Source organism: Pseudoalteromonas thalassia (genome assembly GCF_049257215.1).
GTDB classification, from domain to species: Bacteria; Pseudomonadota; Gammaproteobacteria; order Enterobacterales; family Alteromonadaceae; genus Pseudoalteromonas; species Pseudoalteromonas lipolytica_C.
On record NZ_JBMMUE010000011.1, the window covers coordinates 105,455 to 131,086 of the forward strand.

The 25,632-nt window shown below is 40.1% G+C and carries 21 protein-coding genes; 12 read left to right on the forward strand and 9 right to left on the reverse strand.

What is annotated here, in order from left to right; genetic code table 11:
• The first annotated feature begins 56 nt into the window (after positions 1 to 56).
• The 4 genes from astE (at position 57) to AAEU31_RS13875 (ending at position 5,154) form a co-directional block, all read left to right on the forward strand.
• Positions 57 to 1,112, forward strand: a complete 1,056-nt coding sequence (gene astE, locus AAEU31_RS13860; protein WP_421967521.1) for a succinylglutamate desuccinylase — start codon at positions 57 to 59, stop codon at positions 1,110 to 1,112.
• A 270-nt stretch (positions 1,113 to 1,382) separates the two neighbouring features.
• The gene (locus AAEU31_RS13865; RefSeq protein WP_135924410.1) at positions 1,383 to 2,597 is read left to right on the forward strand and encodes a thiamine pyrophosphate-dependent dehydrogenase E1 component subunit alpha; all 1,215 of its coding nucleotides are present in this window, start codon (positions 1,383 to 1,385) and stop codon (positions 2,595 to 2,597) included.
• On the forward strand, positions 2,597 to 3,574 hold the full coding sequence (locus AAEU31_RS13870; protein WP_199526539.1) for an alpha-ketoacid dehydrogenase subunit beta: 978 nt from the start codon (positions 2,597 to 2,599) through the stop codon (positions 3,572 to 3,574). The genes AAEU31_RS13865 and AAEU31_RS13870 overlap by 1 nt, the downstream gene beginning before the upstream one ends.
• Before the next feature lie 8 nt (positions 3,575 to 3,582).
• The gene (locus tag AAEU31_RS13875) at positions 3,583 to 5,154 is read left to right on the forward strand and encodes a dihydrolipoyllysine-residue acetyltransferase (RefSeq protein ID WP_421967522.1); all 1,572 of its coding nucleotides are present in this window, start codon (positions 3,583 to 3,585) and stop codon (positions 5,152 to 5,154) included.
• 57 nt (positions 5,155 to 5,211) lie between these two features.
• Here AAEU31_RS13875 and AAEU31_RS13880 read toward each other — a convergent pair whose 3' ends face one another.
• A complete protein-coding gene (locus AAEU31_RS13880; protein WP_421967523.1) occupies positions 5,212 to 6,387 on the reverse strand; it encodes a putative manganese transporter in 1,176 nt (391 codons plus the stop codon).
• A gap of 71 nt (positions 6,388 to 6,458) precedes the next feature.
• The gene (locus AAEU31_RS13885) at positions 6,459 to 8,084 is read right to left on the reverse strand and encodes a M28 family metallopeptidase (RefSeq protein WP_421967524.1); all 1,626 of its coding nucleotides are present in this window, start codon (positions 8,082 to 8,084) and stop codon (positions 6,459 to 6,461) included.
• Between the two features lie 111 nt (positions 8,085 to 8,195).
• On the opposite strand from AAEU31_RS13885, the gene AAEU31_RS13890 reads away from it, so the two are divergent.
• The 4 genes from AAEU31_RS13890 (at position 8,196) to AAEU31_RS13905 (ending at position 14,200) form a co-directional block, all read left to right on the forward strand.
• Complete coding sequence (locus AAEU31_RS13890; protein ID WP_421967525.1) at positions 8,196 to 9,008, forward strand: DUF3025 domain-containing protein; 813 nt, start codon at positions 8,196 to 8,198, stop codon at positions 9,006 to 9,008.
• Positions 9,005 to 9,793, forward strand: a complete 789-nt coding sequence (locus AAEU31_RS13895) for an ABC transporter ATP-binding protein (protein WP_135924416.1) — start codon at positions 9,005 to 9,007, stop codon at positions 9,791 to 9,793. Before AAEU31_RS13890 ends, AAEU31_RS13895 begins: the two co-directional genes overlap by 4 nt.
• On the forward strand, positions 9,786 to 10,994 hold the full coding sequence (locus AAEU31_RS13900; protein WP_421967526.1) for an ABC transporter permease subunit: 1,209 nt from the start codon (positions 9,786 to 9,788) through the stop codon (positions 10,992 to 10,994). The genes AAEU31_RS13895 and AAEU31_RS13900 overlap by 8 nt, the downstream gene beginning before the upstream one ends.
• Before the next feature lie 164 nt (positions 10,995 to 11,158).
• The gene (locus AAEU31_RS13905) at positions 11,159 to 14,200 is read left to right on the forward strand and encodes an ATP-binding protein (RefSeq protein ID WP_421967527.1); all 3,042 of its coding nucleotides are present in this window, start codon (positions 11,159 to 11,161) and stop codon (positions 14,198 to 14,200) included.
• On the opposite strand, the gene AAEU31_RS13910 is transcribed toward AAEU31_RS13905, so the two are convergent.
• The 6 genes from AAEU31_RS13910 to AAEU31_RS13935 all read right to left on the reverse strand — a co-directional run bounded on the left by AAEU31_RS13910 (position 14,197) and on the right by AAEU31_RS13935 (position 20,876).
• Positions 14,197 to 15,030: a UDP-2,3-diacylglucosamine diphosphatase gene (locus tag AAEU31_RS13910; protein ID WP_135924420.1), complete on the reverse strand. Its 834-nt coding sequence runs from the start codon at positions 15,028 to 15,030 to the stop codon at positions 14,197 to 14,199. The genes AAEU31_RS13905 and AAEU31_RS13910 overlap by 4 nt on opposite strands.
• Positions 15,031 to 15,171: 141 nt before the next feature.
• Entirely contained in the window at positions 15,172 to 16,896 is a 1,725-nt protein-coding gene (locus tag AAEU31_RS13915) for a proline--tRNA ligase (protein WP_421967528.1), read from the reverse strand.
• Between the two features lie 114 nt (positions 16,897 to 17,010).
• Positions 17,011 to 17,715, reverse strand: a complete 705-nt coding sequence (tsaA, locus tag AAEU31_RS13920) for a tRNA (N6-threonylcarbamoyladenosine(37)-N6)-methyltransferase TrmO (protein ID WP_421967529.1) — start codon at positions 17,713 to 17,715, stop codon at positions 17,011 to 17,013.
• 98 nt (positions 17,716 to 17,813) lie between these two features.
• Positions 17,814 to 18,386 carry an outer membrane beta-barrel protein gene (locus AAEU31_RS13925; protein WP_138556916.1) on the reverse strand — a complete coding sequence of 191 codons (573 nt, stop codon included), beginning with the start codon at positions 18,384 to 18,386 and terminating at the stop codon, positions 17,814 to 17,816.
• Between the two features lie 230 nt (positions 18,387 to 18,616).
• A complete protein-coding gene (locus AAEU31_RS13930; RefSeq protein ID WP_054561436.1) occupies positions 18,617 to 19,081 on the reverse strand; it encodes an acyl-CoA thioesterase in 465 nt (154 codons plus the stop codon).
• A 148-nt stretch (positions 19,082 to 19,229) separates the two neighbouring features.
• Positions 19,230 to 20,876, reverse strand: a complete 1,647-nt coding sequence (locus AAEU31_RS13935) for an electron transfer flavoprotein-ubiquinone oxidoreductase (protein WP_421967530.1) — start codon at positions 20,874 to 20,876, stop codon at positions 19,230 to 19,232.
• A gap of 193 nt (positions 20,877 to 21,069) precedes the next feature.
• Here AAEU31_RS13935 and AAEU31_RS13940 point away from each other — a divergent pair, with 193 nt between their 5' ends.
• The 3 genes from AAEU31_RS13940 to AAEU31_RS13950 all read left to right on the forward strand — a co-directional run bounded on the left by AAEU31_RS13940 (position 21,070) and on the right by AAEU31_RS13950 (position 23,314).
• Complete coding sequence (locus AAEU31_RS13940) at positions 21,070 to 21,819, forward strand: electron transfer flavoprotein subunit beta/FixA family protein (RefSeq protein WP_421967531.1); 750 nt, start codon at positions 21,070 to 21,072, stop codon at positions 21,817 to 21,819.
• Complete coding sequence (locus AAEU31_RS13945; RefSeq protein WP_235382155.1) at positions 21,820 to 22,746, forward strand: electron transfer flavoprotein subunit alpha/FixB family protein; 927 nt, start codon at positions 21,820 to 21,822, stop codon at positions 22,744 to 22,746.
• 250 nt (positions 22,747 to 22,996) lie between these two features.
• Positions 22,997 to 23,314, forward strand: a complete 318-nt coding sequence (locus AAEU31_RS13950; protein ID WP_421967532.1) for a hypothetical protein — start codon at positions 22,997 to 22,999, stop codon at positions 23,312 to 23,314.
• Between the two features lie 43 nt (positions 23,315 to 23,357).
• Here AAEU31_RS13950 and asnS read toward each other — a convergent pair whose 3' ends face one another.
• Positions 23,358 to 24,755, reverse strand: a complete 1,398-nt coding sequence (gene asnS, locus AAEU31_RS13955) for an asparagine--tRNA ligase (protein ID WP_135924437.1) — start codon at positions 24,753 to 24,755, stop codon at positions 23,358 to 23,360.
• A gap of 272 nt (positions 24,756 to 25,027) precedes the next feature.
• On the opposite strand from asnS, the gene AAEU31_RS13960 reads away from it, so the two are divergent.
• Positions 25,028 to 25,462 carry an AAA family ATPase gene (locus tag AAEU31_RS13960; RefSeq protein WP_421967533.1) on the forward strand — a complete coding sequence of 145 codons (435 nt, stop codon included), beginning with the start codon at positions 25,028 to 25,030 and terminating at the stop codon, positions 25,460 to 25,462.
• The last annotated feature ends 170 nt before the right edge of the window (positions 25,463 to 25,632 follow it).

Genomic DNA, 25,632 nt, shown 5'->3' on the forward strand with positions numbered 1-25,632 from the left:
GCTGAGATTCTCAGCCGTTTTTGTATTCTACTCTCACGTATTTTTAGGATAGGACAATGAGCTATTCAATTCCTTCATATCTTGACGAATTAAAAAGCAATGGCGACTTTTTAACCTTAACCCGTAACAATGAATTTTCACTTGAGCCTTGTGCATTCACCCTTGAAAATGGCACTGATGTGACAGTTCATGATACGGGCATCATTGAATTTCAACCAAATCAGCAAACAAACAAAGATATTGTTCTTTCAAGTGCGATACATGGTAACGAAACGGCGCCAATTGAAATTTGTGACCAATTAATTAGAGCAATTATTAAAGAACAACTGCCGCTTAAGCAGCGTGTACTGTTTATTTTTGGAAATCCAAAGTCGATTAATATAGGTAAGCGCTTTGTAGATGAAAACCTAAACCGCCTGTTTAACGGTCACCATACTGTAGAAGGTATTGCTTCAAACCCTGAGCGAGTTCGCGCTAAGCAGCTTGAGGATGTTGTTTCTGATTTCTTCCAAAGAGGCAACCACAACAGTGAGCGTTTTCATTATGACCTTCATACTGCAATTCGTGGCTCTAAAAATGAAAAGTTTGCTGTATACCCATTCTTACATGGAAAACCGTGGAAAAAATCACAGCTGCAATTTTTACTCAGCTGTGGTGTAAACACAGTATTAATGATGAAATCAGCGGCAACAACGTTTAGTTACTACTCGTCGTTTGTACATGGTGCTGATTCATTTACGGTAGAGCTTGGTCAAGTAAAGCCATTTGGTGAAAATGACATGAGCCGTTTCGAGAAAACCAAACAAACTTTAACTGCATTAATTAGTCAAGAAAAGGTGGATTATAAAGAATTTAATGCAGATGATTTTGAGTTGTTTTCAGTTTATAGAACAATAAACCGTACGTGTGAAGACTTTAGCTTCCCATTTGCTGATGATGTAGAAAACTTCACCGGTTTCGCAAAGGGTGAATTATTGGCAATTGATGGTCAGACCAGATATGAAGCGGAGGTAGAGGGTGAAGCTATTATCTTCCCAAACGCTGATGTAGCCTTAGGTCAGCGTGCTTTGCTTACCGTTATCCCAATGCAAGTTGATAGCAACTTTATTTAAAATCTCTGCATTAACACCCATCTATATTAAGTTAACTATATGACTATAAAGAGTTTATTTTGTTGTATAGTTAACTTTCCATGCGTTTTTAGCCATTTCTCATCTATTCGTCTATGATTAGTTGAATAACAACTTACGTTAACGTAAAGTGACGGCAGTTTAATTTAATTAGATTGAATATTGCGCAAACTTTATCCTTACAGCAAATGCTGATAATAAACACAAATAAGGGCAGTGGCGTAGGTTTCTGACAACGAAAGAAGGTAGGTTATGAGTAATCCAAATAACGTATCGCTAAACATTAATCATGATCTGTCATTTATTGATGGTCACGCATTAACGATCCCTACATTAAGTATTCTTAATGAGGAAGGCGACATTCATGAAGGTGCCACCGCACCCGATATCGACAAAGCAACCGCAATCCGTTTATACGAGACAATGCGTTTTATTCGAGCACTTGATGAACGTATGCAAGCAGCACAGCGTCAGGGTCGTGTAAGCTTTTACATGCAATGTTTAGGTGAAGAAGCGGCTGTAACCGCATCAGCAGCAGCGCTTGACCAAAACGATATGATCATGGCCCAATACCGTGAACAAGCCGCTTTGCGATACCGAGGTTTTACACTTGACCAATTCATGAACCAAATGTTTTCAAACGAAAAAGATTTGGGTAAAGGTCGCCAAATGCCAATTCACTATGGCTCACGCGAACTTAACTACATGACAATTTCATCACCACTTGGTACGCAAATTCCGCAAGCAACAGGTTATGCGTATGGTCAAAAAGTTCGCCATATTGACCCACAAACAGGTGAGTTAAACAGCACAATTGATAACATCACCATTTGTTATTTTGGTGAGGGTGCAGCCTCAGAAGGTGATTTTCATGCGGGCTTGAATATGGCTGCTGTTCACCAAGCGCCAGTTATCTTTTTTGCTCGTAATAATGGCTATGCGATTTCAACCCCTGCTGATGAGCAATTTAAAGGGGATGGTATTGCTTCTCGTGGTGTCGGTTATGGTATTAAAACAATCCGTGTTGATGGTGCTGATGCCCTTGCAGTTTATGCTGCAACTAAAAAAGCACGTGAAATTGCCACTAAACATGGTGAGCCAGTTTTAATTGAATCAATCGCTTATCGTTTAGGGGCTCATTCAACGAGTGACGACCCAAGCGGCTACCGCAGCAAAGACGAAGAAGCTAAACACAAAGGCTGTCCAATCGAACGTTTCCGTAACTGGTTACTAAAACAAGGTTGGTTAGACGAAGCGCAAGACGCAAAAGACAAAGAAACAATTCGTGAAGAAATTTTAGCAGCGCTTAAGCGTGCTGAAAAAGTAGCAAAACCAGCATTAGAAGATCTCATTTCTGATGTTTATGATAAGCCAATCCCATCACTGCAAAAACAATACGAACAATTAAAAGAGCACATTTTGCAGCATCCTGATGCTTATCCAACAACTGCTGGGAGATTAAAGTAATGGCTAAAATGAACATGCTTCATGCAATTAACTCTGCCCTTGATATCACCATGGCAGAGCATCCAAATGCATGTATTTTTGGTGAAGACGTTGGTTATTTTGGTGGTGTATTCCGTGCAACATCGGGCTTACAAGAAAAATATGGTAAGCACCGTGTGTTTAATACACCGTTAACTGAGCAAGGTATTTTAGGTTTTGCTAATGGTTTAGCGGCGTTTGGTGCACCTGCTTTAGCTGAAATTCAATTTGCAGATTATATTTTCCCTGCATTTGACCAAATCGTGAATGAATCAGCTAAATTCCGTTACCGCAGTGGTAATGAATTTGATGTAGGCAATCTAACAATTCGTACTCCGTATGGCGGTGGTATCGCAGGTGGTTTATATCACTCACAATCACCAGAAGCCTATTTTGCTCATACACCAGGTTTGAAGTTAGTTGTGCCACGTAATCCTTATCAAGCAAAAGGCTTACTTCGTGCATCAATCAAAGATGATAACCCTGTTATTTTCTTTGAGCCAAAACGTTTATACCGTGCATCAACGGGCGAAGTACCAGAAGAAGATTACAGCATCGAACTTGGCAAAGCTGAAGTTGTGCAAGAAGGCACTGATGTCACTTTGCTTGCTTGGGGCGCACAGATGGAAATCGTTGAAGATGCGGCTAAAAAAGCAGCTGAACAAGGTATTAGTTGTGAAGTTATCGACTTACGTACTATTTTACCTTGGGATGTTGAGACAATCGCTAAATCAGTGACTAAAACAGGTCGTTTAGTCGTTAGCCACGAAGCACCAATCACTAATGGTTTTGGGGCTGAAATCGTTGCAACAATTCAACAAGAGTGTTTCTTACACCTTGAGTCGCCAATTGCTCGCGTGTGTGGTCTAGATACGCCATATCCATTAGCACTTGAAAAAGAATATGTGCCGGATGCACTAAAAGTGCTTGCTGCGATTAAGCAATCAGTTGAGTTTTAGGAGTCAGTATGTCTAAAGATTTTATCTTGCCAGATATCGGCGAAGGCATCGTAGAGTGTGAAATTGTAGAGTGGTTAGTTGCAGAGGGCGATGCTGTAAAAGAAGACCAGCCTATTTGTGATGTGATGACCGACAAAGCGCTTGTGCAAATTCCAGCTGTCCATGATGGTGTGATCAGCAAGCTATATTATGCAAAAGGTGATATTGCGAAAGTCCATGCGCCATTATTTGCAATGGATGTTGATGGCGAAGCACCAACACAAAGCGAAGAAGCTCAAGCTTCTGCGGCTACTGAAGCACCATCTGAGACTGGTGAGCACTTAGAAGATTTCATTTTGCCAGATATCGGTGAAGGTATCGTTGAGTGTGAAATTGTTGAGTGGTTAGTGAGTGAAGGCGATGAAATCGTTGAAGACCAAGCTGTGTGTGATGTAATGACAGACAAAGCATTGGTGCAAATTCCGGCTAAATACACAGGTAAAGTGAAAAAGCTTTATTACCAAAAAGGTGATATTGCAGCGGTTCATAGCCCATTATTTCAAATGAGCATTGCGGGCCAAAGCGCAGAGCCTGATGTAAGCTCTGCGGTAGTTAAAGCACAAACAAATGCAGTGACTAAATCTGCAGAAAAGCCAGCACCTGCATCTAGCGCAACTAAACAACTTAACAAAAAAGCAGTTGCTTCACCTGCTGTTCGTCGTAAAGCCCGCGAACTAGATGTTGATTTAACGCAAGTACCAGGCTCTGGTAAAAATGGCCGGATTTACAAACAAGATATCGAAGATTTCTTAAACGAAACACCAAGCCAAGAAACACAACAACAAGCTGCGCCAAAAGCGGCAGAACCAGCGGCAACTGTAACAGCAGTGTCTGGTGGTAGTCGTGTTGAGCCAATTAAAGGCATTAAAGCCGCAATGGCTAAGCAAATGGTTGCCTCAGTTTCGACAATTCCTCACTTTACATTCTGTGATGAAATCGACCTGACTAAACTAATTGCAATGCGCAGCGAGTTAAAAGAGCAGTATAAGCAACAGGGCGTTAAGCTCACTATGATGCCGTTCTTTATCAAAGCGCTGTCATTAGCTATTAAGCAATTCCCAGTACTTAACTCACAAGTTAATGATGATTGCAGTGAGCTGACTTACTTTGATGATCATAACATCGGTATGGCGGTTGATTCTAAGATTGGTTTACTCGTGCCAAACATTAAATCATGTCAGTCAAAGAGCATTGTAGATGTTGCAAATGAGGTTACTCGTTTAACTGAAGCGGCACGTGATGGTCGTGTTTCACCAGATGATTTGAAAGGCGGCACTATTAGCATTTCTAACATTGGTGCGATTGGCGGCACAATTGCAACCCCGATCATCAATAAACCTGAAGTAGCGATTGTTGCTTTAGGTAAACTGCAGCATTTACCTCGTTTTGATGCACAAGGTAATGTAATTTCAGCTGCTATTATGCAAGTAAGTTGGTCTGGCGACCACCGCGTGATTGATGGCGGAACGATTGCCCGCTTCAACAATTTGTGGAAGTCATACTTAGAAGATCCTGCAAAAATGATGATGGCGATGAGCTAACATTAACAAGCATTAAAAAACCAGCCTCGGCTGGTTTTTTATTATCTAAAGCAAAAATTATATTCCGTAAAAGTACAAGCCATAACCGAATAACAGTGCCGGTATTGTTGAATACACAGTTGCCATTAACGCTGCTTTTGGTGCTAATGCGATTGCTGGGAATAGGGCGTCGCCATCATTCGAAATTGCATTTGCTGCCATCGCGCTAAATGGAATAATACCTTGAATATAGAGTGTCATTACGACAATTTGCGGCCCACAACCAGGTAATAAACCAATTGCTACAGCCACCAGCGGTGCTAAATATGCGTAGTCAGAAAACCATACGATCAAATTTATACCAGCCAGATTAACTAAAATTTCAAAAAGCATAAAGCTGGCGACAACCCAGGCCGTAACAAAGTGGGTGTCCATTAAAACCTTTGTTAGTTTTGAAGGTGGAGTACAAGGAGCCTCTTCACTGGTTACTTGTTTATAACTGCTGCCTTTAGATGAAAGTGCCCATACAACTACAGTGAATAACGCCATAATCGAGCCAAATAGGGTGATACCTTGATTAACGCTATTACCGAATACGCTAAGGTCGTTATTGGTGGCGATAACAAAGGCAACTATCAAGCTTGGTACTAGGGTCAATTTCCAAACAGAGCGGCTAAATTTCAAAGCGCTTGGTCGGCACTGCGGCGGTTCTGTGTATTCGCTTGCTTCATCAGGTTGAAATTTATCAGCTTTATGAAATGTGTTAACTAACTGACCGCTAATAACGCCCACAGCAACACCGATTAACATCATTAATAAACCATCAAGTGGGCGAGTGGCTAATAGCAAAAAAGCAGCATCCCCCATGGTTGCGGTTAAGACTGCAACAACAGAACCAAAACTAGCTTGTTTTTTGGTAAATTGGGTTACCACAATAATGGCACCCCCACAGCCAGGTAAAGCACCTAAGATTGAAGCAAAACTCACTTCTAGAATGCCTGATTTAGCACGTAAATAGCTAAGCTGTAACTGAGGAAGGCGATCAATAAGGTAGTAATAGATTAATAAGGTGGCTGCAACAAATACTGATACTTGAAAAAAAGCATCACTTAAAGCTTGAAGGGTAAATTCACGCGTTGTTGGTTCTACTAATGCAACAAGCAAAAGAAGGGGTAAAAACAAGCGTTTATTATCCGTAATATAACACCTCACTTTTTTAGGAATGAAACTCGATGTTTGTGATAATGAGAGCATACAGTGCAACCTAAAAATTAATCAGGTTACACTGTAAATTAGATTTTAATGTAAATCAATCTCATTTGCATCTATTGGCGTTGGAACTCTGAAGTAGCATTCCATTTAGGCCATTCTTTACGCTCAGAGATATCAAAACCTACTTGATAGAATAACTGAAGATCCTGAACGGCACCTGATAAATCCCATTCATCACGGTAACGATCGCATGGCTGATGGTAACAACCACGAAGCACTAAACTCATACGCTTACGGTAATTTGCTGTTTCTTCATCAAGGGCTTCACTACCGCCACCGGCATACATTGCTGGTACACCCATGTTTGCAAACGCAAAGTGATCAGAGCGATAGTAACCACCTGAAGACGGTTTAGGGTCGCCAGATACTGTACGGCCTTGTGCTTTTGCAGCTGTTTCTAGCAGACTATCCATTTCTGATTTGCCAATACCAACAACACTGATATCTTTCACTTTACCTAATAAGTTCAAGCTATCCATATTGATGTTTGCAACAGTTTGAGAAGCTGGGATCACAGGGTTTGCAGCATAATATTTAGAGCCAAGTAAACCTTGCTCTTCAGCCGTGACAGCTAAGAATGTCATTGAGCGGCTAGGGTGCTCTGGTAAACTTGCAAACGCTTCTGCCACTTCAATTAAACCTGCAGTGCCAGTCGCATTATCGTGGGCACCATTATAGATTTGGTCGCCTTTACGGGTTTTATCTGTACCAAGGTGGTCCCAGTGAGCAGAATAAATGATGTGCTCATCTGGCTTTTCGCTACCCGGTAAAGTCGCGATAAAGTTATACGAAATTGACTTTTTAATCGTATTGTTTACTTCAACGCTGGCTGTTAGGTCGCCCATATCAACATGGTAAGCACCTTTTGCAGCATTTGCTTTCATGGTGTCGAAATCTAAACCGGCGTTCGAGAACAACTCTTTAGCAACGTCTGTGGTTACCCAGCCTTCAACAGCAACACGATCCATGTTGTTGTTTTCTTTTTGGAAACCAAACTGTTCGCCGCTCCAAGAGTTTTCAACAACAGACCAAGGGTAAGAAGCTGGTGCTGTTTCGTGAATGATAATTGCACCTGCTGCACCTTGACGGCTCGCTTCTTCGTATTTGTATGTCCAACGACCATAGTAGGTCATGGCATCACCGGTGAATAAATCAGGGTTTTTAGTCGCAAAACCAGGATCGTTTACCAGCATGACAACTGTTTTGCCTTTTACGTCCAGGCCTTCGTAGTCGTTCCAGTTGTATTCAGGTGCATTGACACCATAACCAACAAACACAAGTTCTGAGTCTTTAATACTTTCTTTTGCACTTATGCGGCTACTGCCCATAACCATGTCTTTTTTGTATTGGTAATCTTTGCCACCAATAGTCAGTACCATGTTTGAATCTGCTTCAAGTGAAACAAGCGGTACTTCTTGTAAGAAACTATCACCGTTACCCGGCTCAAAACCTAATGCTTTGAATTGTTCAGTTAAATAGGCAAGGGTAAGCTCTTCACCTTTTGATGATGGTGCACGGCCGCCAAACTCATCTGATGCCAACACTTTAATATGCTCAGCTAATTGCTCTGAGTTAATGCTTTGATAGGCTTTTTCTACATCATTTGAAGTGATACTTGTTGAAGCACAGCCTGCAATGATAGCACTTGCAAGGAGTGTCACTGGAAAATAGCGTTTCATAATAGCTCTTTTTTTGTTTTATGGTGGCATTAGTATATGAGGTTCTATTAATGAGAACCAGTTTTTGCGGTAAACTAGTCACAATACATCAAGAAGTTAATATATTACGCAATGAAACGATTTACCGCACCCGAGCAGTGGTCTACACAATACTTAACAACCGGTGCCTTTGCTGATTTAGCAACACTATTTAATATAGATAAGCTATCAGATTGGCCTTCATGTCACTGGTTTAGTCAGTATCTGAATGCACAAACATCACAAGGCACCGCCATTAGTTTTGTTGAAGATGAAAAATTTGCTGACGAAACTCGCTATTACGAACAAATTATCTTTGAAACTGGGCAAGTACCAACAAGACAACAAAATTGGCACGACCTTTTTGGCGGATTTATTTGGTGTTTATTCCCAAAAACCAAAGCGCTGATCAATCATCAACATATAGAAGAAATTAAACTACACGGTCTAAAAGAGCGTAGCAAACATAGAAACGCACTGACTTTATTTGATGAATGTGGTGTCGTGCTTGCAATTACAGAACAAAGTTGGCAACAGCTGTTACGCGACCACCAATGGCAACAGGCGTTTGTTGAGCAGCGACAACAATGGGGGAAAAGTATTAGGCCATATATGTTTGGTCACGCTAATTACGAAATGCTCACTCAGCCTTATATAGGCCTAACAGGTAAGGCTTTGTTTGTTGTTGTTCCTGATGACATATTTTGTAAAGATTTAAGCGAGCAATATGCGTATCTAGATCAACGTCTTTATGAGATGATAAAAAATGATGATTGCTTGCGGGACAATAAAAATTTATCGCCGCTGCCATTGTTAGGTGTGCCGGGTTGGTGGACTGACAATGAAAATCCAGATTTTTATAGTAATACCGATTACTTTAGACCGAAACGAAGGAAACGCACATGATTGAAGTCGCAGGGCTTAAGAAAAAGTTTAAGCTAACGAAAGATCATAAGAAAAATAAAACGGACAATATAGATCCCCGTGAAGATAAAGAGTTTTTTCATTCTGTAAGAGACGTTAGCTTTCAATGTAATAAAGGCGAAGTGTTAGGGTTGTTAGGTCCAAATGGTGCTGGCAAAACGACCACTTTAAGAATGATTTCAACAGCTTTAAAACCAGATGAAGGTAGTATTACTATCTCTGGGCACGATATTGTTAAAAAGCCATTAGTTGGCCGTAAATCTATCGGTTTTCTATCTGGCAGTACTGGCTTATACGGGCGTTTGACGGTTAAAGAAAACATAGAATATTTTGCCCGTTTACATGGTATGAGCAAAAAAGCAGTAGCAGCACGTTGTGATGAGTTATTTACATTGCTTGATATGCACAATTTTATTGATAAACGTGCAGAAAACCTCTCTACGGGTATGAAACAAAAGGCCAATATTGCTCGCGCTGTTGTTCATCACCCTGACGTGGTTATTCTTGATGAGCCAACGACTGGCTTAGACATTATGACAACGCAAACTGTTATTAACTTTATTCGTGGTCTTAAAGAGCAGGGTACACCGGTTATTTTCTCAACCCACCACTTAGATGAAGTAGCGTTACTTTGCGATCGGGTTGCGGTAATTAATCAAGGTATTAGCTGTTTTGATGGCACCTTAGATGAGTTTAAACAAACGGGTAAAAGCGAAGAGCTAAACCAAGCGTTTATGAATATTTTAACGGAGAGCCGTGATGTTTGAAGTATTTAAAAAGGAATTAAAAGAGCTGCTACGTGACCGTAAAACCTTGATATTCGTCGTTGCTCTTCCGGTTGCTATATTCCCACTGTTATTTGCTGTTATGGCATTTATTAGCTCGCAAGCGGCACTTGAGGCCGAGCAAGAAGTGCATACCTACGCAATTATTAATGGTAACTACGCGCAAGAGTTTACAGATAAGGTGTTTTACCACAAAAGCTTTACTTTATATAAAGGCGACGAAACCTTTAATAGCGTAGAAGACCTCACTAATGCGGTAAAAGAAGGCACCATCGATATGGGTATCTATTTACCGTCAGACGCAAAGCAAACACTAGACGACGCTAAGCAAAGTGAATGGCAAGTTGTTTATAACGATGCAAAGGCAATTAACTTTTTATTTGACCGCGTTAAAGAGCTTGCAAAAGACTATGGCGATAAACTGCGTACTAGCAAATTATTAAGCTTTGGCGTATCTGAGCAGCAACAAGCTGCCATTATCGAGCCTATCAAAGTTGTAAAGGTTGATACCGCAGATAAACGTGAAAATCTGGGTGAGAAAATAGGTGGGTTTATTCCTTATCTACTTATTCCTCTGGTATTGGTGGGCGCAACGTATCCTGCGATTGATTTAGGTGCTGGTGAAAAAGAACGTGGAACGTTAGAAACTCTGCTACTAACACCAATAACACGCACTCAATTGGTACTTGGTAAGTTTATTACTTTATTAGCGTCATCGATTGCAACAACGACAATTACTGTATTGAGTATGGGAATATGGATCGCGGTTGCAATTGCGTTTGTTGATTTAGCTGTTGTTAAAAACGCATTTAGCTCTTTAACGGTATTAGATTTAGGGCTGATCTTTGTATTACTGTTACCGATTGCAGCTATTTTTTCCTCATTAGCGTTAGCTATTTCTATTTATGCTCGAACATTCAAAGAAGCGCAAAACTATATGGCGCCGCTTAGCATGGGCGTATTTTTCCCCATAGTGCTTTCAGTTTTACCTAATATAGAGCTTACAAGCAAAACAGCCTTTATTCCTGTTACAAATGTAGCTTTGGCAATTAAAGAAATCATTAAAGGCACAGTTGATTACACATTAGTGGGGTTAATTTTCTTAGCGACAGTCATTGTGGCAGGTGCATTACTCGCGTTTTGTGTTAAATGGTTTAATAAAGAGGATGTACTGTTCCGCTAGTCAAAATTCTGGCTAATAAAAGAGCACCGCAGCGGTGCTTTTTTATTGTCTGTGCGAAAGTAAAAGTACGTCTTAGTGGTTTTGTTTTTTATTTACGATCAATCTTTATTATTATAATTTTGACCTATACTGAAGGAAGACTCGCATAATAGGCAATTGATTAAATGGACTATGTACAGCCGGGACGTATTTTTAGTCGCCATAAAATCCCCATTATTACCTTGTTTGTGTTAGTAATCGCGGCAGGCTTAATCACAGTACAATACGAATACTCGCTGCGTGAACAATTATTTGAACGTACTCAAATAAAGATGCAAAGAGAACTGACTGATAAAGAAGCTGCTTTACGCTCTGTATTTAGAGAAAATATTTCTGCACTTAACTTTCTAGATGCAACCCCACCTATTATGGCCATTATGCGCGCCACTAATGAACAACAAATAGATCCTGTACTTGGAACACCTATTTCAGCATGGAAAGACAGGTTAGCAAAAATTTTCAGTGGTTTTATGACTACAGATAAGAATATAGCCCAAGCAAGGTATATTTACATTGCAGATAACGGTAAAGAAGTTGTAAGAGTCGATAATATAGATGGTCAAGTTATTCGTGTGGCAGAGGATAACCTACAACATAAAGGCAACAGAGAATACATGACCATCACCTCACAATTAGCAAATGGCTTTGTATATATTTCGCCAATTAATTACAACCGAGAAAACGGCCAAATTCAGCAACCCTATGTGACTAGTTACAGGGTTTCTAAACTGGTTCAAGATGCCAATGGAAGCCCATTTGCGGTACTTATCATAAACTACTTTGCAGACAATCTTTTACGTGAGCTAACAGCTGATACTGATAAGCAGTTTAATGTGTACTTGCTTAATGCTAACCAGCAATATTTGTATCACCCAGATGAAACATACCGGTTTAGTTTTGAGTTAGGGAGCGATAAATCGTGGTCTAAGGATTTTTCTGAAAATCAAAACATAAACACAGTCGATTTTTTTGATGCTTTTTATCTACATAAGCAACTTTACTTAAAACAAACAGTGGAATTTAAAAACGGTATAAAAATGGCACCATTAACGATTGCGGTGTCAGTTGATACAGATGACTTACTAAAAAAATTAGAGCAAAAGCGAAACAAATTTATCTTTCTAATCTGTTTAGCACTTATATGCGTTATAGCTGTATTTATTATCTATCAGCGCAACATTAACAGAAAGCTAGAATTAAATTTTTTGAAAGAAAAAAATAGCAAGATTATCGAAAGTTCTTCAGATTCAATTTTCATGATTATGCCTAATGGGATCATTTGCTATGCAAATAAAACAGCAAAAACTTTCTTTGGCATTGAGCAAAACAAAACTGAATTTGAGCAGCTATTTAATTTTAACGATGAAGATTTTTTAGGCGTCAAACATGCTATAAAATCAGATAAGCCTTGTTCATTTGAGGCTATTCATATTGATCAAAATAAAACGCATTATTTTTCTATTACTCTCGCGACGATATATGACGCAGCGAATCAACAAACTCAGTTAGCAGCAATTGCTAGGAATATTGATACGCTAAAAAACGCGCAGCATCAGCTTGAAAAGTTAAATGACACTTTAGAAGAAGAAGTTAAAAAACGTACCGCTGAGCTTGAGTCTGCAACCGAGCAAGCTTTGGCAGCCAGTAAAGCTAAAAGTGAATTTGTCGCTAATATCTCCCATGAAATTCGCACCCCTATGAATGGGGTATTGGGGATGCTAGAAATGCTTGAAGAGCAACCCCTAACAAAGCAACAGTTACAGTATTTACATTATGCAAATGCAAGTGCCAACTCGTTGATGACTTTAATAAACGATATTTTAGATTTTTCTAAGATTGAAGCAGGAAAGTTAGATTTAGATTTTCATGAGTTTGATGTTGTAGCGGTATGTAGTGACTTAATCACCTCAATGGCAATGCAGGGGCATAAAAAGGGCCTCGAAGTGTTACTAGATACTTGTGATGTAAAACATCGAACTGTAATAGGTGATAGTCATCGTTTAAAACAGATATTAAATAACTTATTAAGCAATGCGTTTAAATTTACGCACAAAGGTCATGTGCTTTTATCGGTGGCTGAACAACATATTGATGAACACACTGTACAATTGACGTTTGCAGTAATTGATACAGGAATTGGTATATCTGAGCAAAATCAAAGCAAGTTATTTGAAGTATTTACCCAAGAAGATTCAAGCACAACACGGCATTATGGTGGAAGTGGACTTGGATTATCGATCAGTCGGCGCCTCGCGCAGATGATGAGGGGAGATATAGTTGTTACAAGTCAAAAAGATGCAGGCAGTTGTTTTACAGCGACAATTTCAGTTGAAATTGTGCAGCAAGAAAAGCCATTAAATAAACCAATGGCATTATTGGCCGAAAAAAGAATTGGTTTAGCAGTAAGTTATGAAGTTTTAGCGCAGAATATTGAGAAAAAGCTGCAAAGTATATGTTTTCCGACTTATAAAAGTTTACAAAAAATAAAGTCTTTTAGTAGCAATGAACTTACTAGCTTTGACTTAATCATTATTGATCACAAACATGCAGAAATTGATAGCGTTATCAGCTATGCAAAACATAATACTGATAAATATTTAATGGTTTTGGGGATTTTATCCTCTATGTCTAAACGACAACTTTTGCCAGATAATATTATCTTCATTGCTAAACCCGTGACTAAAGATGAGTTAGTTTACCGATTAGCATTACTTTATAAAGATTCAGATCATCTTATTGAACGTAAAAACCACGATGAAAAAGAGCGTATAGAGTTAGATTTATCAAACCGGTCAATTTTAATCGTGGATGACAACTTAATTAATATAGAAGTTAGTAAAGCAATATTACGAGACAGCCATATACATATTGAGTCTGCTAGTGATGGACTGGACGCTCTCGATGTGTTGAAAAATAACAAATCAGTATTTGATTTAATTTTAATGGATTGTCAGATGCCCAATCTCAATGGTTATGACTGTACAAAAGCGATCCGTCAGGGAAAAGCAGGACAGCAATACCAAGATGTTGTCATAATAGCGATGACGGCAAGCGCTATGGCAGGCGATAGAGAAAAGTGTTTAAGTGTTGGTATGAATGACTACATTACCAAGCCTATAAAACAAGCCACATTACGTAAAAAATTAGCAATGTGGCTAAAAAACTAGGCTGCATCTTGGCTATTATTAAGTCCGTGATTAGGTGTCAGTTTACTAATGTCTGCAGAGTGAATCACTTTTTGTGTTTCACTCCAGTGTAGTAACTCAATACGACCTGAACTGTTTTCAACTAATGCAGTGCAACTTTCTATCCAGTCGCCATCATTACAATACAAAATACCATCAACTACTTTAACGGCAGGGTGATGAATATGCCCGCAAATGATGCCATCGACAGCTTGTTTTTTTGCTTCATGGATGGCTGCTTTTTCAAATGCATCGATCGCTTCACGCGCTTTATGTACTCTAGCTTTTATCCAAGACGCTAAAGACCAATAATTTCCACCAAATAAACGGCGAATACGATTAGTCCAACGATTTAGAAATAATAACAAGTCGTAGCCAGCATCGCCTGCAATACTGATTAATTTGTTGTATCGGGTTGCTGAGTCAAAATCATCACCGTGTAAAAGTAAAAAACGTTTGTTGGCCTTAGTGGTGTGTATATATTGTTTGTGTACTTCGATACCGAACAACGACTCATTGGCATAATGGCGAAATGTTTCGTCATGATTACCGGGTATATAAATAACTCTGGTGCCTTCTTTCGCTTTTTGTTGAATAAGCGCTAACACATCGTAGTGACTTGGATGCCAGAAAAATTGTCGTTTCATTGACCATAAGTCAACAATATCACCAACCAAATACAGTACGTCGCATTCAATGGCATTTAAAAAGTCGAGTAAGTACTGCGCTTGGCAGTCTTTGTAACCTAAGTGAACGTCGGAGATCCAAACGGCAGGATAGTGGGTTTTACTACTGCAAGTGGTGTTATTCATGGCATTTACTCATGGTGTAATAAAGTAAATGCTAGGGAGAATCAATGACAGTAAAAAGACGCTTTAGCGAAACATCTATGACAATTAATAAAACAAAAAAACCGCCGAAGCGGTTTTTTATATTTTGTAGAGCTGACTTAATTAGCCTTTAGTCAATGCTGCGATCTCTGCTACTGCAGTATCTAAATCTAGCATTAGCTTTTCACCTGTGCGGCGGTTTTTAAGTTCAACCTTGTTTTCGTCTAGGTTACGCTCGCCAATAACAAGTGTGAAAGGTACACCTAGAAGTTCCATGTCGTTGAACATCACACCAGGGCGCTCTTTACGGTCATCAAATAACACGTCTAAACCCGCTTCTTTTAACCCTTTATAAAGGTTTTCAGCGATATCAGGAATACGATGAGACTTATGCATGTTCATAGGTACAATCGCTAAATCAAATGGAGCGATTGGCTGTGGCCATTTAATACCGTATTGGTCGTTGTTTTGCTCAATAGCCGCAGCTACGATACGTGAAACACCAATACCATAACAACCCATGGTCATAATTTGGTTTTTGCCAGATTCACTCAGTACGCCTGCTTTCATAGCTTCTGAGTACTTAGTACCTAGCTGGAAGATATGACCTACTTCAATACCACGTTTGATTTGCAGTGAGCCTTGACCACATGGGCTTGGATCGCCTTCCACGATGTTACGAATATCAGCAACTTCGTAGTTTTCTACATCACGATCCCAGTTAATACCGCTGTAGTGTTCGCCGTCTTTGTTTGCACCCGCAACAAAGTCAGCAAGTACATTTGCAGAGCGGTCAACAATAATTGGCATCGTTAGGCCTACAGGGCCTAATGAACCCGGCTTTGCACCAATAGCTGCAACGATGTCTTCTTCTTTCGCCATTTCAAGTGGTGAGTCCACAAGTGGGTGTTTTTCAGCTTTTAATTCGTTTAATTCATGGTCGCCACGTAAAACAAGCGCAACTAAACCACGTTGTTCGTTTTCATCTGGCGCACCATATACGATTAATGTCTTCACGCCGCGATGAGGTTTAACACCGTAATGTTGTTTAAGCTCAGCGATGGTTTTTGCATCAGGCGTTGGGAACACTTTTAACTCTTTGCTTGCTGCTGGGCGCTCTTCAGTCGGTGCTAATGCTTCTGCTTTTTCGATGTTTGCAGCGTAATCACTTGCATCACTAAAGGCAATTGCATCTTCACCAGATTCTGCAAGTACGTGGAACTCGTGCGATACGCTACCACCAATAGAACCTGTATCAGCAATAACAGGGCGGTAATCAAGACCAAGACGCTCAAAGATGTTGCAGTATGCTTTGTGCATTACTTGATATGTTTTCTCTAAACACTCATCACTTAAATGGAAAGAGTAAGCATCTTTCATGGTGAATTCACGAGCACGCATTACACCAAAACGAGGGCGAACTTCGTCACGTACTTTGGTTTGTACTTGATATAAAGTAAGTGGTAATTGCTTATAAGAGCTTACTTCTTTACGCACAAAATCAGTGATCACTTCTTCGTGAGTTGGACCAAGAGCAAATGGGCGGTTGTGGCGGTCATTAATACGCAGTAATTCAGGACCAAATTGCTCCCATCGACCAGACTCTTCCCAAAGATCAGCAGGTTGGATAATTGGCATTAACATTTCGATAGCGCCAGCTTTATCCATTTCTTCACGTACAATATTTTCTACTTTTTTAAGTACGCGTAAACCAGAGGGCAACCATGTATACAAACCCGACGCAACGCGGCGGATCATGCCTGCTCGTAGCATTAATTGATGAGAAACAATTTCTGCATCAGACGGAGTTTCTTTAAGTGTTGCGAGTATATATTGACTGGTACGCATCTCTATTCCAAGTAGTGTTAAAATTATTATCGTTTACTCAAGACGTTTGAGTAGTAACAAGGCGCTCAGTTTACCAGTGGAATCACTGACACTAAAGCGCTATATGTAAAAAAGCTAGCATTTTTCAATGCTGATCACTGTATTGTGGTTATCTTTAACATGCCAACGAATATTAAAGTCATATAAGGTCATGCCGTAGCTTTGCTCTGAATCACGTTGCTTTTTGTATGCCGGGCGAGGATCTTGCTTTAATACATTGCTTATAAACGCTTTTAATTCAGGTTGTTCAGTTTGTTTTTCGATAAAGGCTAGGGCTTCATCGCTAAATTCGACACTCATATCGGTTTCTGGTCGGGTATCGGCAAAGCCTGCCGTAGCATCAGTCATCGCATCTGAGTAAGGTAAATAAGGCTTAATATCTAATATTGGTGTGCCATCGAGCAAATCGATGCCTGATAGTAATAGGCTTAGTTGACCATTTTTATATTCGATGCCTTCCAGTTTAACAGCACTCATGCCAATTGCGTTTGGGCGAAAGGTTGCGCGTGTTGCAAATACACCTTTACGCTCATTACCACCAAGACGCGGGGGTCTTACCATTGCTGAGTAGCCTTTATCAGCGGTTTCGTGAAATCTGAATAATAACCAAATATGGCTGAATTCATCGAGGCCGCGAACAAACTCTTCGCGGTTAAAATTGCTGCTGAATACCAGCTTTGCTTTCGCTTCAGGAACCAAACGAGGTTGGCGCGGTATAGCAAATTTTTGTTTGTAAGGAGATTGAATGTGGCCGACGGCAGTTAATTGGTATTCGCTCATTGTGCATTGTCGTTAAGATAATCTGCCGACATTTTACATGCAAATGCAAAAAAAGGCAGTCGAGACTGCCTTTTAATAATTAGACCAATAGGTTTAAATTAGAACATGTATTGGAATGATACTGAGGCAACATCCATATCTGGGTCGATATCATCTTCTAATTCATAGCGCTCATATTCTAAACGTACTTGCATATTCGTAGTGAAAGCATACTCGATACCTGCACCATAAAATACATCACCACCATCAGTGTCGGCACTAATGCTGCCAAGTTCACCTAAGTCTTGCTCAATTTCAGCGTCCCATTCTAGCCAGCCACCTTTGGCATAGACAGAAAAACTTTCTGTAATCGGCGCTGCTAATCGTGCAGCCAGTGAAACACCGTCAATTTCAGCTTTAGAATCGATATCGCTTACTTCATCAAAGTTTTGGTATGCAAGTTCAAGACTTAGGTATTTATTAAATTGCGTACCAATATAACCTTTTAGCATTTGTGAATCATCATCGAAGTCAGTGTCATTTTCGCTGTCTTCAAACTCAAAAGAATATTGACCGTAGCCGATACCGGTATAAATACGCGGAGAATCCATTTCGGTAATATCTGCATGTGCAGCATTGTTAAAACCTAGTAGTGCTAAAGAAAGTGCAGACATTGAAATTGCTTTAATCATTTAATAGCTCCTTTATAAAATAAAAAACGAATGTTTCGCGTCATTCACTAGGAGTATTGCAATGGCAATGCCAACGCAAAAATAAAGCCTAAAGTATTGTTTTTAGGCTTTATTAAGCGATTTTATGGCCAGGTTGTTGAAACTGTAAACAGGCGTTCAGTTTGGCAGTCGTAACAATTTCAGGGTGCTCTGTAGAAGTTACTAGGTGCAGTTTTTAAATCAGTGTTGTTTTACGCTTTTTGCAAAAGGGTTTCTGTTTCTATTGCGATCTCTTTCATTTTTATCGCATAGTTTTCAATTTTCTTTTCTTCGTCAGTCACAGCGGTATAAGAAGGTACTTCGATTGGGTAACCTGCTTCATCCATCGCAATAAAACTAATAACACAATGATTGGTTTCAACTAGGTTTTGTGTTTTTGGGTCACCGCAGCGGACTTGAATAAAGATTTGCATGCTGGTTTTACCAGTGTGAGCAATACTGGCTTTCACTTCGACAATTTGGCCAACCAAAATAGGGCGCTGAAACTTTACACCCGCTACTGAAACAGTAACGCAGTAATGACCACTCCAACCTGCAGCACAGGCGTATCCTGCTTGGTCAATCCACTTCATTACCACACCACCGTGAACCTTACCGCCAAAATTTACATCGGTAGGTTCAGCTAAAAAACGAAAGGTTACACTTGAAGACGGCATATTTTACTCACTTTTAATCACGACTAATATCAGTTCACCTTTAACGTCTTAATCTGTAAAGGTAAACAGACCTTTAGCATAGCCTAAAAAAGGGGCCGAAGCCCCTGCAATTTAGGATGAATTTTAATTAAATGAGTAACGTTAGTTATTACATATTTGGGTAGTTTGGTCCGCCAGCTCCCTCAGGTGTTACCCAAGTAATATTTTGACTTGGGTCTTTTATGTCACAGGTTTTACAGTGCACACAGTTTTGCGAATTAATCACAAACTGTTTTTCACCTTCGACTTCTTGTATTTCGTATACGCCAGCAGGGCAGTAGCGTTGCGCTGGTTCATCAAATTGCACCAAATTCACTGTAATTGGAATCGAGTTATCTTTTAGCTTTAAATGGCATGGTTGCGATTCTTCATGATTGGTATTTGATAAAAACACCGATGAAAGTTTATCGAAGCTTAGTTTGCCATCTGCTTTTGGGTAGTAGATTTTTTCGGCCTGATCAGCAGTAACTAAGGTGGCATGATCTGGCATGTTATCTTCAAAGTTAAACGGTAAGCTGCCACCAAATAGGTTTTGGTCTAGAGTGTTATAAGCACCCCCTAAGAACTTACCCAATTTGTGCATAACAGGGCCAAAGTTACGCGATTGATAGAGCTCTTTATACGCCCAGCTTTGTTCAAAGGCCGTTTTATATTCTGCTAAATCGGTATTTTCTTTTCCGTCGCTAAGGGCTGCTACAATCACATCAGCAGCGACCATGCCTGATTTCATTGCGGTATGGTTACCTTTGATCTTCGCAAAGTTTAATGTGCCGGCATCACAACCAACAAGTAAACCACCCGGGAAGTGCATTTTTGGTAATGAGCGCAGGCCACCTTTGGCGATTGCTCTTGCACCATAGGCTATACGCTCACCGCCTTCTAATACATCTTTAAAGACAGGGTGATGTTTCATACGTTGGAATTCATCAAACGGGCTTAAATGTGGGTTTGAGTAGTTAAGGTCAACAATTAAGCCTACGACGACTTGGTTGTTGTCGCTGTGATACATAAACGCACCACCACTGGTATCGCCGGTTAATGGCCAGCCTGTGCCATGTACAACGGTGCCTTCTTTATGTTTACTCGGGTCGATTTGCCATATTTCTTTGAATCCTAAACCGTAATGCTGTGGAGACGCATCTTTATCAAGGGCAAAGTGTTTGATTAACTCTTTACCTAAATGACCTCGGCAGCCTTCAGCAAATACGGTGTATTTTGCTCTAAGCTCCATACCCGGCATATAACCGTCTTTTTCGTTGCCGTCTTTATCAAGACCCATATCGCCAGTGATAATGCCTTTTACTGTCTCGTCTTCAATGATTAAAGAATGCGCACTAAAGCCTGGGAATATTTCTACCCCTAAGTTTTCAGCTTGCTCAGCTAAAAAGCGACATACATTACCCATAGAAACAATGTAATTGCCCTCGTTATGGAATGTTTTAGGGCTCGCAAAGTGGGGGATGCTGGTGGCTTTTTCACTGTTATTAAACCAGTAAATATCATCTTGCGTTACTTTTGTAGTAACCGGAGCGCCTAATGACTGCCAATCGGGTAGTAATTCATCGAGTGCTTTGGTTTCAAAAACGGCACCAGATAAAATGTGCGCGCCCACCTCAGAGCCTTTTTCTACCACACAGATCATTAATTCTTGTTGTTTTTCTTGTGCTTGTTGAGCCAATCTAATCGCAGTTGATAAACCTGCTGGGCCTGCGCCTACGATGACTACATCAAATTCCATGGTTTCGCGTTCGACCATATAAACCTCTTCTCGGTGACGGACCTGCTGTAAAGAACCTTATTTCATACTTGCAAATGAAACGTTACAGGCTGTGAATACTTTAAGGTTATTTTAGGTTGACGTTTACGTCAACAGGAAGTAGTCTGAATTCATAAAATAAATAAGTTGACGCGAAGGTCAACTTTGAGAACACACAATTGATGGAGTCACGATGAAAGTCCTCGTTCCAATTAAAAGAGTAATTGACTACAACGTCAAAGCACGCGTTAAAGCCGATAAAACGGATGTTGATCTAGCTAATGTAAAAATGGCGATGAACCCGTTTTGTGAAATTGCAATTGAAGAAGCTATTCGTTTAAAAGAAGCAGGGACGGCCACTGAGGTTGTTGCTGTGACTATTGGTAATAAATCATCTCAAGAGCAATTACGTACGGCCTTAGCACTCGGTGCCGATAAAGCTATTCATATTGAAACAGAAGAAAAGCTCGAGTCTTTACATGTTGCTAAATTACTGAGCAAGATTGTAGAGCAAGAATCACCTGAGCTAGTTATTTTAGGTAAGCAATCGATTGACTCTGACAACAATCAAACCGGTCAAATGCTTGCTGCTTTAACAGGTCGTGGCCAAGGTACCTTTGCATCTAAAGTAGATGTACAAGCGGGTACAGTTAATGTAACGCGTGAAGTGGACGGAGGCTTACAAACAGTCGCTCTTAAACTACCTGCTATCGTAACGACAGATTTACGTTTAAATGAACCACGTTACGCTTCATTGCCAAACATTATGAAGGCAAAACGTAAACCACTTGATGTGATTGCTGCTGATAGTTTAGGTGTAGACCTTACGCCTCATGTGCAGCTGGTTGAAGTAAACGAGCCAGAAAAACGCAGTGGTGGCATTATCGTTGAAGATGTTGCGACATTGGTAGAAAAGTTAAAAACAGAAGCGAAGGTGATCTAAATGAAAACATTAGTGATAGCCGAACACGACAAAGGTGTTCTAAAGCCTGAAACCAATAAAACGATCACTGCTGCTGTTAAACTAGGTTTTGATGTAGATTTACTACTTGCAGGCGAAAACTTATCTGCAATGAGTGAGCAAGCAGCATCTATTGCAGGTGTTAGCAGCGTCCTGATTGCTGATGATGCCGCTTACGCACATCAGCTTGCTGAAAACCTAGCGGATCTGGTTTTATCTTTAGCAGATAACTATTCACACATTGTCGCGAGCGCTACAACAACGGGTAAAAACTTTATGCCACGTGTTGCAGCACTTTTAGATGTTGCTCAAATCTCTGAAATCATCGATGTGATTGATGCTGATACCTTTAAACGTCCTATTTATGCAGGTAATGCGATTGCCACAGTTAAATCTCTGGATAGCAAAAAAGTAATCACCGTTCGTGCTAGTAGCTTTGATATTGCATCAGAGCAAGCACCGGTAGCTGTAACAAGCGTTACAGGTAAAGGCTCTGTTGGTTTGAGTGAGTTTGTATCAGAAGAACAAACTGAATCAGAACGCCCAGAGCTGACTGCTGCACCTGTGGTTATATCTGGTGGTCGTGGTATGCAAAATGGTGAAAACTTTGCGTTATTGAATGGTATTGCTGACAAACTAGGCGCAGCAATTGGTGCTTCACGCGCTGCTGTTGATGCGGGTTTTGTGCCAAACGATATGCAGGTTGGTCAAACCGGTAAAATTGTTGCCCCAGACTTATATATTGCTGTAGGTATCAGTGGTGCGATTCAACACTTAGCGGGTATGAAAGACTCTAAAGTGATTGTTGCCATCAACAAAGACCCTGATGCGCCAATTTTCCAAGTCGCTGACTATGGTTTAGTTGCTGATTTATTTGATGTGTTACCTGAGCTTGAAAGCGCTCTGTAATTCATAACGATTCTGGTTGTTAAAAGCTGTTCACCTTTTAGGTGCGCAGCTTTTTTTATGGTAATTTATAAAAACGAGCTGGAAAGGACGTTATACATAAACCGTTTTTCAATAAACCGATAGATTAGAAGTTTTCATGCTTGCTTCATCTAACCTTTCGGATATTGGCTAAAGGGATTTTACATTCTAAAATTAAACTATAATTTCATAATCCAGAATCACATTTCAATGTTATTTTAAGGCAAGAACCATGTTCAAAAACCTTTTATTTTTATGTTTTTTATTCTGTCCTTTAATAGCCTTTGCTGGCAGCAGTTTTAGGTTATCTGATGGAGATCTTGTACTTAAAGACATGAGCAAAATCGAAGTTTTAGATAAATTAGGCACTCCCTTACTCAAAGACGTGCAAAGTTTAGGTATTGATACAGGCGGCAATATAAAGCCCGGTCAAAAGGTAGAAACTTGGTCATATAACCTTAAGGGATCAATTGGCGGTGAGTATTTAGTATCTATCACCTTTGAAGGAGATAGAGTTGTCGATATTACATCTGTACAAAAGAAAAACTAAAAAGCCGCTCGAGAGCGGCTTTTTATTTGCTAGGCGATACTGATTAGTATGTCGCGCTGCCTTTAGTACGAGGGAAGGCGATAACGTCACGAACGTTGCCCATACCTGTTACATAAGCAACTAAACGCTCAAAACCTAGACCAAAACCAGAGTGAGGTACAGTACCGTATTTACGTAGGTCACGGTACCAGCTGTAGTCTTCTTTGTTTAAGCCCATTTCTTCTAAGCGCTTATCTAATACATCTAGTCGTTCTTCACGTTGAGAACCACCGATGATTTCACCAATACCTGGTGCAACTACGTCCATCGCTGCCACTGTTTTACCGTCTTCGTTTTGACGCATGTAGAACGCTTTGATATCACGTGGGTAGTTTTTGATAACTACTGGCGCGTTAAAGTGTTCTTCAGCAAGGTAACGTTCGTGCTCAGATTGTAAATCCACACCCCATTCAACAGGGAACTCAAACTTTTTACCACATGCTTTTAAAATTTCGATAGCATCAGTGTAATCAACTTGTGCGAAATCTTTAGTCACGAATTCTTCTAAACGAGAGATAGCTGTTTTCTCAACACGTTGTGCAAAAAATTCCATATCATCACGACGCTCAGTTAATACTGCTTTGAAAACATATTTAAGCATGTTTTCAGCAAGTTTCGCGATGTCTTCTAAATCTGCGAATGCAACTTCAGGTTCAACCATCCAAAACTCAGCTAAGTGACGAGATGTGTTTGAGTTTTCAGCACGGAAAGTAGGGCCAAAAGTATAGATTTTTGACATTGCCGATGCGTATGTCTCACCATTCAACTGACCAGATACAGTTAAGAACGCTTCTTTACCGAAGAAATCTTCACTGTAGTCAATCTCACCTTTATCTGTACGCGGTAAGTTTTCCATATCTAAAGTTGATACACGGAACATCTCACCAGCGCCTTCACAGTCACTTGCAGTGATGATCGGTGTGCTGATCCAGTAGAAACCTTGCTCGTGGTAAAAACGGTGAATCGCTTGAGCTAAACAGTTACGTACACGTGTTACCGCGCCCATGATGTTAGTACGAGGGCGAAGGTGTGCGTGTTCACGTAAATACTCAATGCTGTGACGTTTAGCCGACATAGGGTAGGTGTCTGGATTCTCAACCCAACCTAATACTTCAACAGAGTTAGCTTGAATTTCAAAAGACTGACCTTGACCCGCTGAAGGTACAAGAATACCCGTGACAGATACTGAACAACCAGCAGTTAAACGTGTTACTTCATCATAATTATTGAGTGAATTAGGTACTACCGCTTGAATAGGATCAAAACACGAACCGTCATGAACGGCTAAAAATGAAATTCCTGCTTTTGAATCGCGGCGTGTACGGATCCAGCCTTTTACTGTTACTTGGCTGTCAACCGCAACCTTGCCTTCTAATAGCTCTGAAATCGCTAAATGGCTCATCTTCACTCCAATGATATAAGTTGCCTAATATAATAATGCTGTGCATTGCACTTGAATCGACTATCTTACCTTCGTAAATCAAATAAAAAAACTATTCAGACATACTCTTTACTAGTTTTTCTTCAATTGAACAAAATAACAGCGGTTTTTTGCGTAAAATTCGTGATAATTTAATTTCTCACTGCGCTAATTGGTTATTTTGTGGCATTATTAACAATTCTCAACAGGATAACTGTCCTTTAGTTTTTATTTTTTATTGTATTACAGGTGCTATGAAACAAGTTTTTATTCTTCGCGGCTTACCCGGCTCGGGTAAATCATATTATGCGCAAAGCCTAGCTGATGAGTTAGTTGCTGGTAACGAAACTGAGTATGTCGTTTGCGCAACAGATGATTATTTTTATAACAGCGAAGGTGTGTATCAATTTGATAAATACAAGCTTCCTGAGTATCACAACTTAAACCTTGCGCGGTTTATTAATGCTTTAGCAGAAGAAATCCCATTGGTAATTGTTGATAACACCAATATTAAAAAGTGGGAGTTTATCGCCTACGCGCAAGCGGCTACAGCCCTTGGTTATCAAGTAAAAGAAGTGATTGTTGGTGAGATTAAAGATAAATCATTGCAGCATCTTTATGCTAAACGATGTGAACACAATGTTCCTTTACGAACCATAAGTAAAATGGCGTATATGTTTGAATGGTAAAGTATGAATAAAAAAGGAAGCATTAGCTTCCTTTTTTAATGTCTTGTTTACTAGCGCGTGTTTGGCATTGATGCTGCGTTATCGCCTATTTATGTGGAACAACCACACTACATAGGCTCTGCCTTGCCTAAATACCAAACACACAGCTGCAAAATTAATCACAAAGGGTC